We start from the raw sequence: 14,914 nt of genomic DNA on the forward strand, positions 1-14,914 counted from the left end.
GGTCAAAACTGGTGAAAAGCATTTTAAGGCTTAGCAATTATGCTAAGCCTTATTTGTTCGTACTGTCTGTTGGAGAGCTGTATGATGGTTTATAACAGCGCTTTCAAAATAAATGTGGTCGCTATTTTAAGCAAGCATAAGCTGAGTAACACTGTACTTTTAATACGGCCAACCCCATATGATGACCCATTAAAGTCAAATTCAGCGCTTGCCAACACTTGGTAATCGACAAACCAAAGAGTTTGCAGCGTTCATCCTTCACCATTCCAAACTGTTCCATATCATGCTTTTAAGCTCGTGCTTTACGGTGCCTAAGCCAGTTTCTTAATCACTATCAAACGGTTTGGTTGTGAGCTCATTGGCGGTAATACACAAAGACACACGGGGAATAGTTACCATCAAGCTTATTTGCCTTGAGTTAGTTTGACTAGAATCGCTTTGAGTTGGTCAAATTCTTATACTAATTGGTATAACAGTACTTTATCATCTTAAATTGTGTCGATAAGCGTTAGCTGCTAACTAAACGCCACAGCAATGCCAAACAATTGAGGTTGGTTACAATATGTATTTTGGAGCGCTATTTGATGGACAGCTTTAAGCTCAAACCCCACCACGCCATATTACTCTTTGCATTAGCCATTGCGTTATACGCATGCTACTTACTCGTTTCACCATATTTAGGCTCTATCATTCTGGCGGCAATTGTTGCGTTATTAGTGTTGCCACTGCATACAAAAATTGAAAGCTATATGCCTGCAAGGCCTAATCTGGCATCTGTGGTCTCATGCACCTTAGTCACTGTGGTGGTGTTGTTGCCGTTGCTCTTTGTCACTATTGCGATAATGAATGAAGGCATCAACTTTATGGGTAATGCCTATGACTGGTTGACTGATGGCGGCGCCAAGGCATTTCTATCTCATCCTTATATTCAAAGTGGCCTTAGCCTGCTTAATAAATGGCTACCGTTTGAAAGCTTAAAAGTGGATGAATTGGTACAGCAAGCAGCAGTAAAAGTCACCCAGCTCAGCAGCAGCTTTTTGTCTGCCAGCACCGGACTATTGGGCGATGTGGCCAATACAGTTTTGAGCTTTTCTCTCATGCTATTTGTGCTGTTTTTCTTCCTTCGAGATCAACAAACGATTGTGAGCAGTATCCGCCACATCATTCCATTATCACGCTCTCAAGAAGAGTTGATTTTTAATGAGGTTAAAGTTGTGGCTAAATCAGCGGTTTTTGGCGCATTTTTAACAGCTCTAGCCCAAGGTGCGCTGGGCGGTATAGCCATGGCTATGGCAGGCTTTTCCGGTTTATTTTGGGGCAGCATGATGGCCTTTGCGTCATTTATCCCCTTTGTAGGCACCGCCATGATCTGGCTGCCAGCATCAATTTATCTGTTTATTACTGGCGACTGGCAATGGGCACTGTTTTTAATCGCGTGGGGAATACTGGTTATTGGCTCGATTGATAACTTTCTAAGACCTTGGCTGATGCAAGGCAGTACAGGTATGAGTACCCTACTGCTGTTTTTTTCTCTGTTAGGTGGCCTACAACTGTTTGGCTTAATCGGCTTAATTTATGGTCCGATTATCTTTGCAGTTACCTTAGTATTAGCCCGCTTGTATGAAATCGAGTTTAAAGATTTTATTGAGCAACAAGATAAAGCATAAAACGGCTATTCACGATTTTTGTTTGCAGTCGTTAAGTAAATGCATAGCCCCACCAGTTGGGGCTATTTTCGTTATCCATTAACAGCGCCTTTGGTAACACCTATTTATTCTCCTCCAAGCTTGCTAACTCTTGTTCAAGCTCAGCCAGCTTAGTGTTTTCGCTCAGCAGTTTTTGCTTGTACTTATAGGTCTTGTCTAAATTACGCTCCTCCTCTGCTTCTTTTAAAGAGGCTTGATACTTATCTATTTGCTGTTTTACATCAGCAATCTCAGCAGTGAGATCTTGCTTTAGGGCGTCTGTGGTGCAATGGGTTTCAACATTTTTCAGCGCTGTTTCTAACCCCGCTACCTTATGACTATTTCCATGAGCCTTTGCCATAATAATCTGCTTTGAGATCTCACATCGCTTTTTGTCACAGCCAACCATAGTGCTGCAATCTTGATGGTGATCAGCAAAAACAAGCTTTGTAGGCAAAGCAAAACTCAATATACAGGCTGACATAGCCGCTAACGCTACAACTGAGGTGTTTTTCATCTAAATATCTCCGGTTCATTATCAATGAGCTCATACTGCAAAACTGCTCTCGCTATAAGTCATATAGTCACTAGATCATCAAACGTCCATTTAACAACAAATGCTAGTTGTTGTTCCGCGCCAATAATTCGACCTAATTCGAAATATTAGTTGACAATAGTCACCCGCAGACCTATATTTCGACTTTTGCGGAAATAAATTAACGTAAGATCGGATTAACACAGCAACTAAGGGGGACATCATGATTAACCACACAAGCAAACAAGCTGCACAAGATGCGATTGAGTGGGCGTTAACCCATGGCATGGCATTAAAAACCACGCCATATTCTGCTGTGCACACCGCCTTTAGCCTAACGCCGACACCTATATCAACGGCGCGCTATAACAAGCTAACCGCATCTGTTGGCCTGTTAGGTAAACTCGTTCACTTAGTATCAGAAGATCATGGCTTTCTTAGCCAAGCGATTGCCCCAATCACCAAGGGCGATCCTTTCTTTAATGCACTATTGGAGATGCATCAAGCGATTCACCAAACTAATCAACAACCCATTCAGCAACTTTCTCAGCAAGAGCCGCAAAGCGCCAAACGCATGCCACTGCTAATTATGCGTAGCGACTTTATGGACGATGCGGCTTTAGGGCCAAAACTGATTGAATTTAACGGCATCGCTGCAGGTATGGGGCCATTTGGCCAACGTATACATGAGCTACATACATTTTTGCAACTGCAAGCGCCTGAAGCGTTTAATGAATGGTCAGCACTAGTTTCTACAACAACCGCAACATCAGCATCTACATCAGCTTCAACAAACGCCAAACTGGTTGCTAACCATGCGCTAGCGAATTTGGCCCAAGGTATTGCCAAGGCAACATTTAAGATTAAAGCCGAGTTCACAGCTGTCAAACCGGACACAAGCGTTCTAGCCCCAATTGATAGCACAACCAACGCGCCAACCTTCTTGATGGTTGTGCAAGCCGGTGAAGACAATGTTTACGATCAACATTTGTTAGAGCATGCGTTACAAGCCAAAGGCATTCGAACCATTAGACGCACCTTTAGAGAGTTACAAGGCAAACTTAAAACTGGCGATAACCATAGACTATTACTGGACGGCGTCGGCGCAATCGATACTGTCTATTTACGCGCAGGCTACCAGTATTGCGACTACCACGCCAATGACATCATCAGTCGTGTTTGCTGTGATGCGTTAATGCAAACACGGATCTTTATTGAAAAACACCGGGTAGCCGTAAACGCCACAGTTAGCCAACAATTGGCCACCAGTAAACGGGTACAAATGTTATTATCCTCTATGCAACCAGCAGCCCTAACCCGTTTTGGCTTAACGCTAGATGAGGCAATAGCCGTTAAAGAATTACTCGGTGAGATGATCGCAGTTACCAAAGACAGTGCCGCTATCGTAGCTAAAAGCAATAATAATGACTGGGTGCTTAAAAACCAAGGCGAAGGCGGCGGCCACTGCATATTTGGCGACGACATTTTGCCAAAACTTGCCGCGCTTAAACCAAGCGAATATCAAGCCTGGTCACTAATGCGTAGACTGCACCCAACAGCAAGAGCAACAACCGCGTTAACCGTGCGCAAGGGGGAGCTACATAAAGTCGACGATCTTATCAGTGAAATCGGCATGTTCACCGTACATATTGATGGTAAACCAGCGATTACTGATCTCAATAGCGAGCAACAAGCTTACGCAGGATACTTGATTAGAAGTAAATCGGCCCGAACCACCGAAGGTGGCGTACACAGCGGCATGGGTGTGTTGGATTCGCTGGTATTTAGTGGTTAAGGCTGACGTTTAAATAAAAACATAGCCAACAAAAGTTGGCTATGTTTGTGTTCTAACGCATTTATGGACAAAAATACGTTAGGGTATCTGGTCTATCATGAGTGACTTAGATGAGAATAAGTATCTCAATTTATCTAATTAGGTCCGATCTTTTTATTCTGTAGACTACTGAACCGCGACTATTGGTAGGCCGTGACAGGTTTTATTGTCTTTATTTAATGGATAGGTTTTCATATGCATATTTAAAGCATCTCGGCCTCGATAGTAAGTTTGTCTCTCTCTGCAGATCGGCTCACCTTTGATTACCGTGCCATTTGGCTGTCGAATCCAATTGTCCTCACAGTTGACCCAATTGTTAGTATGAATCGTTGTGTTGCGTCTAGCTGTGACTATCGTACATTCGCCAGCTTTTACATTTACGGTGTTATATCGATACTCGTTGCAGTTTTCTGTGTCGCAAGCGGAAGATACCCAATAAGCAACTATGTATTTCCCAGGTGGCACTAATACAGAACCTGCCATTCTGTGAGTTACTAGTGCTTCCCCCTTTTCATTTGTGACGCTTTGTATGTACTCCCTTTCTTCGCCCCAATACTCATGTCGTTTCGGATTTGAATAAGAGTCATGATTGCTCATATAACCTGCACCTGTACTGATTAATCCTACCTCTCTGCTCGTTTCCCCAATGCCTGGCCAATTTTCTTGACTATGTATGCTACAACCTGTGATAAAAAGTGGCAGAGTGCAGGCAATTAATGCTTTCAAGTAGTTCATCCCAACCTCGATATTTATTCATTAAACTTCATGTATACTTTTTTAGTGTCTCAGAAGTTGTTTTGTTTCTGGTATAGTGGCACATCTATTTTGTGCAACTCCTTTATATATTTCAAAATCGAAATTTCGTTTCTATCATTAGATAAATGATGCGAGTGATATGTGGCCGCTAGCTCGTTTTGAGGCAGAAATGCGTTAGAACTAACTTCCCCAATCACTAGCTTCGCCAACTTCAAATTCTAAAACCCACTATATCAACAGAGCCTTACCACCACCTTTTAAAGTCTCAAACTCCTTACCCGCTAGCCACAATGGCGAATCACTTTGGTGCGCTAATTGATATGCCCAAGCGGTGATCGCTTCAGAGCGTGAACTATCACAAATAAAATACTGGCTGAGTTCCGATGTGATTTGTTTAGCATTTTTAATGATGTTTTGCTCAAACCAGCGCTCTTTATGGCGCTGGGCTGCAAGGTGATCGCGCTTGGCGTTATTACAACTGCGGTGTGCTAATACAAAGTTGTGGCCGAGGTCGTTTGGGTATCTTGCCCATGGGATAAAGTGATCCACTTCGGCTGCATTGCTGCCATCGTTTTTTAGCGATTTATTACAGTAAAAACATTTACCTTGTTGGATCTCGGTTAGCAGCGGTCTTGCACTGATTATGGAGTTTCTGTCACTGCCAAACAGGAACTGCGACAAGTCACCTTTGCCGCCGAGCACTGCAAAATTTGCCGGAAATGCATTGACTTTTTGCGTCCAATGGTTTCTTGCAAGCGATACCACTAAATCGTAAAAGCGCCGAAAACAAAATGCGATGTCTGGGTTGAGAACGATGTGCTTTTGCGATTTGTCATGGGGGTAATAGAAGCACTCTTCTTTACCAGCTAATAACTGTAAGCGCCAAAGTGGGCCTTGCTTGAAAGTGTTACGGGTCTTAGTCAGCAACGATTTCCAATGCTGACTTTGCTTTAACTGGCCAATAGTACGTATGCCCTGCTGCCGCATGGCTGCTAAGTCTTGTACTAAAGCAGATTGGCTACCTGAATTTTGCAACAATACAAATGCTTCATCTGCCACACCGTGATAAGGCAACGAGTGTTGCCAATATAGTTCGATAAACTTCACCACTAACTCATCTATGGTGATCACACTGTCTAATGCATCGTGCAGATTGGCGGTAACATCGCTATGCAATGGCCGCTCAATACAAATGTCTGCTAGCGCGTGCAGCAAAGCAAACTTATAAGTCGCGGTAAATTCGCTCTCAACCAATAAGCGTTGTAAGTAAATGATAAAGTTAACTTGGGTTTGCGCATCAATATCGGCGCTTTTACCTGAGCTTATAACAGGGCTTACTACAGAGCTTATAGTTGGGCTTTTGAGCTGGGCTGAATCAGGCGATGGCATAGTAGTATCGCTTATTGAAGAACTTGGAGTTTGCTTCATTTGGCCTGCTCCGCCGTTTTTAAGCTGTTGGCATCAAACTGCACCGTGGCTTTTGCTGTTACTGTTGTGCTGAACTGTATGACGACAGTGTCCCAACTCACCTCAGCGCGGCCAAGTTTGTCTGATTCTGCGCTGATACTGTCAATGATACTTAACCCTAGCTGCTGACTTAATAAAGCTAGTTCTTGAATACTGACGCTATGCATTACCCGTTCATCACCACTTGGCCCATGGCGCAAGGTAATAATGAGCTTTCCTTGCGGTGCTAATAGCTGACTGAGTTGTGTCAGTGCAGTTAAACGCTCAGCGCTAGGAATATGCATCCACACCGCGCTAAGTAAAATAAGGTCAAATTTAATATTGGTTGCAGTCACCTGTTTAAGTTCAGGTAGTGTATCTTCGAGCCAAATAACGGCTAGGTCTTTGGTATGTTGCTTACCGATGGCCGCAAGTTCTGTTGCTGGCTCTACTGCATAAACTGTGACTTGTTGCTGTGTATTAGCAAGCTCGGCTAAATATTTAGCATCTCTGCCAGTACCTGCACCAATATCGAGTATCTGAAGCTGTTTGCTGTAGGCAATTGCATTGGCTTGTGTTGCCAGTAAATTAATTGAAGAGTTAGCTGCAAGCGCGACAAAAATATCAGCCAAATGATAAGACCAGCTTTGGTGAACCTCAGTAAACGGCTTGGAATCATATTGCTGAGCTAACTGCTCGGCATTGCGATTATAAAAGCTAAGATTCGGGTCGGGTTGCAACTTGGGTGTCACCTATTCATTCCTTTGATAAGCACTTGCGTTGCAAATGCGCCTGTTCCATTGCTTTGGCTCGTGTAGTTTACATGGCTAAAAGTTAGCTTGGCGACAACCTAACACGCTATTGATTTAAAAGGAATAATTAGATGATAAATATAAATAAAACTGTGGGCTGTCTTACATAAACAAAAGCTACAAAAATATAGGATACAAAAATTTGAGTAACAAAAGCGGAAGTCACAAAAAAGCCACAACAACTGTGGCTTTGTTAATATTAAGCAAACGCTGATTTACCCTTGCGGCACTCTCACCCAACCTTCCATAAGTACGCGGGCGCTGCGGCTCATAACCACTTTGTTTACCTGCCAGTTGCCGTTAACCTCTGCGGCTTCAGCACCAACTTTTAAGGTGCCTGATGGATGCCCGAAAGTGACAAAACCTTTGTCATCGGCTTTGCTGATAGCTTCTTTACCCTTAGCTGCAGCGAGGCTTACAAGGGTGCCGGGAATTGCGGCTGCAGTGCCAATAGCGACTGCGGCTGTGCCCATCATTGCATGGTGCAGCTTGCCCATAGATAGCGCGCGAACATTAAGGTCAATATCCGTTTTGGCAATTGCTTTACCACTTGATGAGGTGTAATCAATAGGCGCTGCAACAATAGCGACTTTTGGTGTGTGTTGGCGGGTGGCGGCTTCATCGATATGTTGAATCAAGCCCATTTGCACTGCGCCATAAGCGCGAATGGTTTCAAACATTGCAAGCGCCTTGGCATCGCCGTTTATGGCCTCTTGCAGCTCAGCACCTGTATAACCTAGTTCGCTTGCATTGATAAACACAGTTGGAATACCTGCGTTAATCATAGTGGCTTGTAATACGCCGCTTGGAACAATCTCGGTTGGTACAATTAGGTCGTCGATTAAGTTACCGGTTGGGAACATAGCGCCCTCACCGTCTGCAGGGGCTAAAAACTCAACTTGCACCTCAGCTGCAGCGAACGTGACGCCATCTAACTCGAAATCACCAGTTTCTTGCACTTCACCATTGGTGATAGGTACATGAGCAATGATGGTTTTTTGGATGTTTTTTTGCCAAATTCTTACTACCGCAATGCCGTTGTGAGGAATGCGGCTACTGTCTACTAAACCGTTGCTGATAGCAAACGAGCCAACGGCAGCGGTCAAGTTGCCGCAGTTACCGCTCCAGTCAACAAATGGTCTGTCGATAGCCACTTGACCAAATAAGTAATCTACATCGTGATCGGCTTTATCACTTTTAGCGAGGATCACGGTTTTACTGGTACTGGATGTTGCGCCACCCATGCCATCTGTGTGTTTACCGTAAGGATCTGGACTACCAATGACTCTCAGTAACAAGTTGTCTCGGGCGCTGCCTGCAACCTGCGCATCAGCTGGCAAGTCGGTTAAGTTAAAAAACACCCCTTTACTGGTGCCGCCGCGCATATAGGTGGCTGGCACTTTAATTTGTGGGGCGAATACTGGTTTTTGATCCATTGTAGTGGTCATCTTTTTTCCGTTTGAATGCTTTTGATTGAAAGGCAAGTGCTCGACACCCAATAACCTAAGCTGATGTTTTAATCTGATTGCTACTTGGTTTGTATTCAGCTATTACGATAAGTATCAAGTGTGCTGAATAGCCGCTTAAGTAGCCTTATATCGTTACTAAGATGAGTTTCGATGACGTGGATGTCATCGCAAAACCTACATGGACGTACTTGCGGTGTCTCATCTAGGTAACGATATATGGCGGACTCTAACCTAAGCTAAAGGCTCTGCACTAGGTTGAAGACTCCTAGCTAGCTGAAGGCTCTTATTCGTTAGTTGAGGACTCTTCATTACGTTGAGGACTCTTCACTAAGTTGATGACTCTAAAAAATCTTGGGCGAAACGTTGCAGTATGCCACCAGCTTCGTAAATAGAGACTTCATCTAGGGTGTCGAGTCTGCACTTAACTGGGATCTCAACGGTTTCACCATTTCGGCGAGTCATGATCACTGTTAGCAATGCACCCGGCGTTCGCTCGCCATGTACGTCAAAGGTTTCGGTACCATCAATTTGATAAGTATGGCGGCTGTCACCTTGAGTAAACTCCAGCGGTAATACGCCCATACCTACAAGGTTAGTACGGTGAATACGCTCAAAACCTTCGGCTACAATCACTTCAACACCCGCTAGGCGTACACCTTTTGCTGCCCAGTCTCGACTTGAGCCTTGGCCGTAATCTGCACCTGCAATGATGATCAGCGGTTGCTTGCGCTCCATGTAGGTTTCAATCGCTTCCCACATGCGCGATTCAACACCTTCTGGTTCTATGCGAGCGTAAGAGCCTTGCTTGACTTCAACTTCACCATTACGGCCAGCTTGGGTCACCATTTCGTTAAACAACTTAGGGTTGGCAAAAGTTGCACGCTGCGCGGTTAAGTGATCGCCGCGGTGGGTAGCGTATGAGTTAAAGTCCACCTCTGGTAAGCCCATTTTATGTAAATAGGCACCTGCAGCACTGTCGAGCATAATCGCGTTTGAAGGCGATAGATGATCGGTGGTGATGTTGTCACCGAGAACCGCTAACGGACGCATGCCTTTCATGGTGCGCTCGCCTGCTAATGCCCCTTCCCAGTATGGCGGACGACGAATATATGTACTTTGTGGACGCCATTCATATTGAGGATTGGTGTTGGTGCCATATTCAACTTTAATATCAAACATCGGCTCGTACACTTGGCGGAACTGCTCTGGTTTTACGCTCTGAGCAATAACCGCGTCAATCTCTTCATCTGATGGCCACAAATCTTTGAGTAAAATATCATTGCCGTGTTCGTCTTGGCCTAAGGCGTCTTTTTCAATATCAAAGCGAATCGTACCGGCAATGGCGTAGGCAACCACTAAAGGCGGCGATGCAAGGAACGCTTGCTTGGCGTATGGATGAATACGACCATCGAAGTTACGGTTACCACTGAGTACCGCGGTGGCATATAGATCGCGATCGATAACTTCTTGCTGAATAACCGGATCTAATGCGCCGCTCATACCGTTACAGGTAGTACATGCAAAGCCAACGATACCAAAGCCAAGGGCTTCAAGCTCTGGCAGTAGATTGGCATCTTCTAAATACAGTTGCACCGCTTTTGAGCCGGGTGCCAATGAGGTTTTCACCCAAGGCTTACGGGTTAAGCCTTTAGCATTGGCGTTACGAGCAAGTAGACCAGCAGCAATCACGTTACGTGGATTAGAGGTATTGGTACAACTGGTAATGGCGGCAATAATACACGCGCCATCTGGCATTAAGCCTGCTTCTTCTTCCGCTTTGTTAGCATAAGGCGCACTAATGCCCTTTTCTGCTAAGTCGGCTGTTGATACACGGCGATGCGGGTTAGACGGCCCTGCTATGTTGCGGCCTACACTTGATAAATCAAAACGCAGCACACGCTCATATTCGGCGTCTTTTAGGCTATCCGCCCACAGGCCTGCTTGTTTAGCATAGGTTTCCACCAGCTTAACTTGCTTGTCGTCACGGCCAGTTAGCTTTAAGTAATCAATGGTTTTTTCATCGATATAGAACATAGCTGCTGTGGCGCCAAACTCTGGGGTCATGTTAGAGATGGTTGCGCGATCGCCAAGGGTTAAGTTGCTTGCACCTTCGCCAAAGAATTCAAGATAAGTTGAAACGACTTTTTCGTTACGTAAAAACTCGGTGATTGCCAGTACAATGTCGGTGGCGGTAATGCCGACTTGACGCTCGCCCACCAGCTCTACGCCTACAATATCTGGCAAACGCATATAAGATGGTCGGCCTAGCATAACGCTTTCAGCTTCTAAGCCACCTACGCCGATAGCGATGACACCTAAGGCATCCACGTGCGGTGTGTGGCTGTCGGTGCCAACTAACGTATCAGGAAAGGCTACGCCACCCCGTGCTTGCACAACTGGCGACATTTTCTCTAAGTTAATTTGATGCATAATGCCGTTACCCGGCTGAATGACATCAATGTTCTCAAACGCAGTTTTGGTCCAATTGATAAAGTGGAATCTATCATCGTTACGTCTGTCTTCAATGGCGCGGTTTTTTTCAAATGCATCTTTTTCAAAACCAGCATGTTCTACCGCAAGCGAGTGATCCACAATCAACTGGGTCGGCACCACTGGATTTACTTTTGAAGGGTCGCCGCCCTTTTCTGCGATAGCATCACGTAAACCGGCTAAATCCACTAGTGCGGTTTGGCCGAGAATATCGTGGCACACCACGCGTGCAGGATACCAAGGAAAATCTAAATCACGTTTACGTTCAATGATCTGTTTTAGGCTAGCGGTTAATGTGTCTGGCGAGCAGCGACGTACTAAGTTCTCGGCATAAACACGAGAACAATAAGGCAGCTTGGCGTAAGCACCTGGGCTAATAGCATTCACGGCCGCTTCGGTGTCAAAATAATCAAGCTCGGTATCCGCTAATGCTTTGCGGTATTGGGTATTTAATTGGGTCATAAGGCGTTCCAATTTTGTCGTAATGGTTCGAGGTGCTAGAGCGTTCGCAAGCTCACTGCTAAGACGCTACGCTTTTAGGTCCTAGGTCCTAATTCCTGAGTTCTAGCTTCTATGGCGTTGCAATATTTTCACCCTAACAAAAACGATATTTACAGTAACTTAGATAACAAAAGGCAGTATCAACTGCCTTTATCGTTATCTACTATGATTATCTTTCACTGATAGGAGTGACTTGACGTGGCTCGCTACCGGTATAGTCTGCGCTTGGGCGGATAATACGGTTATTTGAGCGCTGCTCCATTACGTGGGCAGCCCAGCCTGTTAGGCGTGAACAAACAAAGATAGGCGTAAATAACTTAGTTGGAATGCCCATAAAGTGATATGCAGAAGCATGGAAGAAGTCAGCATTACAGAACAGCTTTTTGGTGTCCCACATAAACTCTTCACAAGCGACTGAGATATCGTAAAGTGAGGTATCACCAAACTCATGTGCTAGCTTTTCAGACCAAGCTTTGATGATCACGTTACGTGGATCTGACTCGCGGTAAATTGCGTGACCAAAACCCATGATCTTCTCTTTACGTGCAAGCATGCCTGCCATTTGCTCTTTTGCATCAGCTGGCGATGTGAACTTTTGGATCATATCCATTGCTGCTTCGTTAGCGCCACCGTGCAGTGGGCCGCGCAATGTACCGATTGCGCCAGTGATACATGAGAACATGTCAGATAGGGTTGATGCACATACACGAGCGGTAAAGGTTGATGCGTTGAACTCATGCTCAGCGTACAAAATTAGCGACACATCCATTACGCGGCGGTGTTGCTCAGATGGCGCTTTGCCATTTAGTAGGTGTAAAAAGTGACCACCAATTGAATCTTCATCAGTCACACAGTCGATTTCAACGCCTTCGTGAGAGAACTTGTACCAGTAACACATAATGGCTGGAAACGCTGCTAGTAAGCGGTTAGCCGCTTTGTTTTGCTCGCTAAAGTCGTTTTCAGGCTCTAAGTTACCTAAAAAAGAACAACCAGTACGCATCACATCCATTGGGTGAGCGTCAGCTGGAATCCGTTGTAAGACCTCTTTTAACGCTTTTGGAAGATCGCGCTGAGCGAAAAGCTCAGTTTTATAGTGATCAAGTTGAGTTTGATTAGGTAATTCACCGTTAAACAGTAAATAGGCCACTTCTTCGAACGATGCGTTATCGGCAAGATCTGCAACGTCATAACCGCAATAGGTTAATCCTGAACCTGACTTACCTACTGTACATAGGGCTGTTTCTCCGGCGCTTTGTCCGCGTAGACCTGCTCCACTCAGTTTTTTTGAAACATCAGTTTTATCAACCATTGCTCTCTTCCTTTTATTTGTTTGCCCGTCAGGGTTAACTGCGGGCTTTTTATATTTATTACGTTAGCGCTTATCCATCACGCTAACGTTTGCAAGGTACTGCCTTTTTTATAAATCTTTGATTGTAAATCGTAATCGATAAACACTTAAGCTATTGATTTTGCGTTCCATTAAACTTGATTTACAGATTTTTGCCTTCAGCAAATAGCTTATCTAGTTTTTGCTCATAATCGTGGTAACCCAAGTAATCGTATAGATCCATACGGGTTTGCATTGAATCAACAACCGCTTTTTGATCGCCATTTTCTAAAATTGAGGTGTACACCATCTCAGCTGCTTTATTCATGGCTCTAAAAGCACTTAGCGGATACAGCACCATAGATGCGCCCCACTCGCCTAGTTGCTCTTTATTCCACAATTCTGTTTGGCCAAACTCGGTGATATTGGCAAGAATTGGTACATCAAGGGCATCGGCGAATGCACGGTAATGCTCTTCAGTTTTCACTGCTTCTGCAAAAATGCCGTCAGCGCCCGCTGCAACATAAGCTTTAGCACGGGCAATTGCCGACTCTAGACCTTCTTGAGCAAATGAGTCAGTGCGCGCCATAATGAAAAAGTCAGGATCTGTGCGAGCATCAACCGCGGCTTTAATGCGATCGACCATCTCTTCGGTAGACACAATCTCTTTGTTTGGACGGTGACCACAGCGCTTTTGCGCCACTTGATCTTCCATATGCACTGCGGCTGCGCCGGCTTTTTCCATGTCGCGGATAGTTTTAGCAATGTTAAACGCGCCGCCCCAACCTGTGTCGATATCAACCATTAGCGGTAAGTCACAAGCAGAAGTAATGCGTTGCACGTCAACAATCACATCGTTTAGTGAAGTCATGCCCAAATCTGGTAAGCCGTATGACGCATTTGCCACGCCGCCGCCAGAAAGATAGATGGCTTGGTGACCAATCTTTTTCGCCATCATGGCTGAATAAGCATTAATGGTACCGACAATTTGTAGCGGCTTATTTGCCACTAATGCTTCGCGAAACTTCTTACCTGCGCTCATGGTGTATTCCTTATAGTTATTTGCTTGAAATATCAGCTTTTAAAAGGCGATATTCCAAGCTCACTGACAATTTTTTTATCTGTTATTAAATATGTTTATCTGTGCCTTACTGTTTTAAACGATTGTAGCGTTAGCAATCGGCTGCAATATCACTGCATCGTGTGTTCTAGTTTGTTTTCTATGCTCGATTTTGAGTACAAGATATGACGCCGCATTAGCATTTCAGCCAGCTCGGCGTCACGGTTACAAATGGCCTGTACTATGTGTTTATGTTCATCAAACGCCGTGGTTACTCGAGGGCCGCTCATACCTAGCTGCACGCGATACATACGTACTAAGTGATAAATGCCATCGAGTAGCATTGAAATCAGATGCTTATTTTTACTGCCTAAAATTATTCGATAATGAAAATCGACATCGCCCGCCTCTTGATAATATGACTGACCGGATTTAACTTCGTTGAAGTGGCTGCTTAGCAACGATTGCAGATCGGTTATTTCCTGATCGGTCATATTTAATGCGGCAAGTCTGGCGGCCATACCTTCAAGAGATTCACGTACTTGATAAAGCTCAAGTAAGCCTTCTGCAGTTAGGCTAACCACTCTGGCGCCAACATTGGCTTTGCGCTCAACTAAATGGCTTGCCTCTAAGCGATTTATCGCTTCGCGGATCACTGCACGACTAACACTGTATTTTGTCGACAACTCTGTTTCACTTAACTTTGAGCCCTGCACTATCTCTCCTTCAACTATCTCTTTACGCAGTTGAAAAAAGGTTTTATCGGCACTAGTAATGGGCTGTTCGTTAAAAAATGTCATCGGCAATTTGAATATTAGCGCTTAATGGATTGTCGACAATCTAGCCATAATTATATTTATAGTCAACAGTAAACCAACAAATTGTCGACAAAGTAGGAGTAAAGTCTAAGGGACAGCATGCGCACTTTTTCAGCAAAAAGGCGCAAAAGGTTTACAGTTTTAGCGGATATTTTGTGCAGGTAGGCACATGTGCATTGAG

At 44.7% G+C, this 14,914-nt stretch carries 11 protein-coding genes; 2 read left to right on the forward strand and 9 right to left on the reverse strand.

Features of this window, described 5'->3' with window-relative positions:
• Positions 1-584 precede the first annotated feature (584 nt).
• Positions 585-1,667, forward strand: coding sequence for an AI-2E family transporter (locus tag MSG37_RS11295; RefSeq protein ID WP_248470768.1), 1,083 nt, complete (start codon positions 585-587; stop codon positions 1,665-1,667).
• A gap of 100 nt (positions 1,668-1,767) precedes the next feature.
• On the opposite strand, the gene MSG37_RS11300 is transcribed toward MSG37_RS11295, so the two are convergent.
• Positions 1,768-2,202 carry a DUF1090 domain-containing protein gene (locus MSG37_RS11300; protein ID WP_248470769.1) on the reverse strand — a complete coding sequence of 145 codons (435 nt, stop codon included), beginning with the start codon at positions 2,200-2,202 and terminating at the stop codon, positions 1,768-1,770.
• A 241-nt stretch (positions 2,203-2,443) separates the two neighbouring features.
• Here MSG37_RS11300 and MSG37_RS11305 point away from each other — a divergent pair, with 241 nt between their 5' ends.
• Entirely contained in the window at positions 2,444-4,015 is a 1,572-nt protein-coding gene (locus tag MSG37_RS11305; RefSeq protein WP_248470770.1) for a glutathione synthetase, read from the forward strand.
• Positions 4,016-4,180: 165 nt separating this feature from the next.
• On the opposite strand, the gene MSG37_RS11310 is transcribed toward MSG37_RS11305, so the two are convergent.
• From MSG37_RS11310 to MSG37_RS11345, 8 genes are all read right to left on the reverse strand, one after another.
• Positions 4,181-4,780 carry a hypothetical protein gene (locus MSG37_RS11310; RefSeq protein ID WP_248470771.1) on the reverse strand — a complete coding sequence of 200 codons (600 nt, stop codon included), beginning with the start codon at positions 4,778-4,780 and terminating at the stop codon, positions 4,181-4,183.
• 258 nt (positions 4,781-5,038) lie between these two features.
• A complete protein-coding gene (locus MSG37_RS11315) occupies positions 5,039-6,238 on the reverse strand; it encodes an HNH endonuclease signature motif containing protein (protein WP_248470772.1) in 1,200 nt (399 codons plus the stop codon).
• Positions 6,235-7,008, reverse strand: coding sequence for a class I SAM-dependent methyltransferase (locus MSG37_RS11320; RefSeq protein ID WP_248470773.1), 774 nt, complete (start codon positions 7,006-7,008; stop codon positions 6,235-6,237). The genes MSG37_RS11315 and MSG37_RS11320 overlap by 4 nt, the downstream gene beginning before the upstream one ends.
• 275 nt (positions 7,009-7,283) lie before the next feature.
• Positions 7,284-8,516: a 2-methylaconitate cis-trans isomerase PrpF gene (gene prpF, locus MSG37_RS11325; RefSeq protein ID WP_248470774.1), complete on the reverse strand. Its 1,233-nt coding sequence runs from the start codon at positions 8,514-8,516 to the stop codon at positions 7,284-7,286.
• Positions 8,517-8,864: 348 nt separating this feature from the next.
• Positions 8,865-11,489 (reverse strand): Fe/S-dependent 2-methylisocitrate dehydratase AcnD, encoded by a 2,625-nt coding sequence (acnD, locus tag MSG37_RS11330; RefSeq protein WP_248470775.1) that lies wholly within the window; start codon positions 11,487-11,489, stop codon positions 8,865-8,867.
• A 208-nt stretch (positions 11,490-11,697) separates the two neighbouring features.
• Positions 11,698-12,837 carry a 2-methylcitrate synthase gene (gene prpC, locus MSG37_RS11335; protein WP_248470776.1) on the reverse strand — a complete coding sequence of 380 codons (1,140 nt, stop codon included), beginning with the start codon at positions 12,835-12,837 and terminating at the stop codon, positions 11,698-11,700.
• 181 nt (positions 12,838-13,018) lie between these two features.
• A complete protein-coding gene (prpB, locus tag MSG37_RS11340) occupies positions 13,019-13,897 on the reverse strand; it encodes a methylisocitrate lyase (protein WP_248470777.1) in 879 nt (292 codons plus the stop codon).
• A gap of 149 nt (positions 13,898-14,046) precedes the next feature.
• A complete protein-coding gene (locus MSG37_RS11345) occupies positions 14,047-14,715 on the reverse strand; it encodes a GntR family transcriptional regulator (RefSeq protein WP_108946655.1) in 669 nt (222 codons plus the stop codon).
• Positions 14,716-14,914 lie beyond the last annotated feature (199 nt).

The sequence above is a fragment of the Shewanella sp. 1CM18E genome, from assembly GCF_023161665.1.
GTDB lineage: Bacteria > Pseudomonadota > Gammaproteobacteria > Enterobacterales > Shewanellaceae > Shewanella.

Coding starts and splice junctions, on each gene's coding strand:
- MSG37_RS11295 (WP_248470768.1), top strand. CDS start 585: ATGGACAGCTTTAAGCTCAAACCCCACCACGCCATATTACTCTTTGCA.
- MSG37_RS11300 (WP_248470769.1), bottom strand. CDS start 2,202: ATGAAAAACACCTCAGTTGTAGCGTTAGCGGCTATGTCAGCCTGTATA.
- MSG37_RS11305 (WP_248470770.1), top strand. CDS start 2,444: ATGATTAACCACACAAGCAAACAAGCTGCACAAGATGCGATTGAGTGG.
- MSG37_RS11315 (WP_248470772.1), bottom strand. CDS start 6,238: ATGAAGCAAACTCCAAGTTCTTCAATAAGCGATACTACTATGCCATCG.
- prpF (WP_248470774.1), bottom strand. CDS start 8,516: ATGACCACTACAATGGATCAAAAACCAGTATTCGCCCCACAAATTAAA.
- acnD (WP_248470775.1), bottom strand. CDS start 11,489: ATGACCCAATTAAATACCCAATACCGCAAAGCATTAGCGGATACCGAG.
- prpC (WP_248470776.1), bottom strand. CDS start 12,837: ATGGTTGATAAAACTGATGTTTCAAAAAAACTGAGTGGAGCAGGTCTA.
- prpB (WP_248470777.1), bottom strand. CDS start 13,897: ATGAGCGCAGGTAAGAAGTTTCGCGAAGCATTAGTGGCAAATAAGCCG.
- MSG37_RS11345 (WP_108946655.1), bottom strand. CDS start 14,715: ATGACATTTTTTAACGAACAGCCCATTACTAGTGCCGATAAAACCTTT.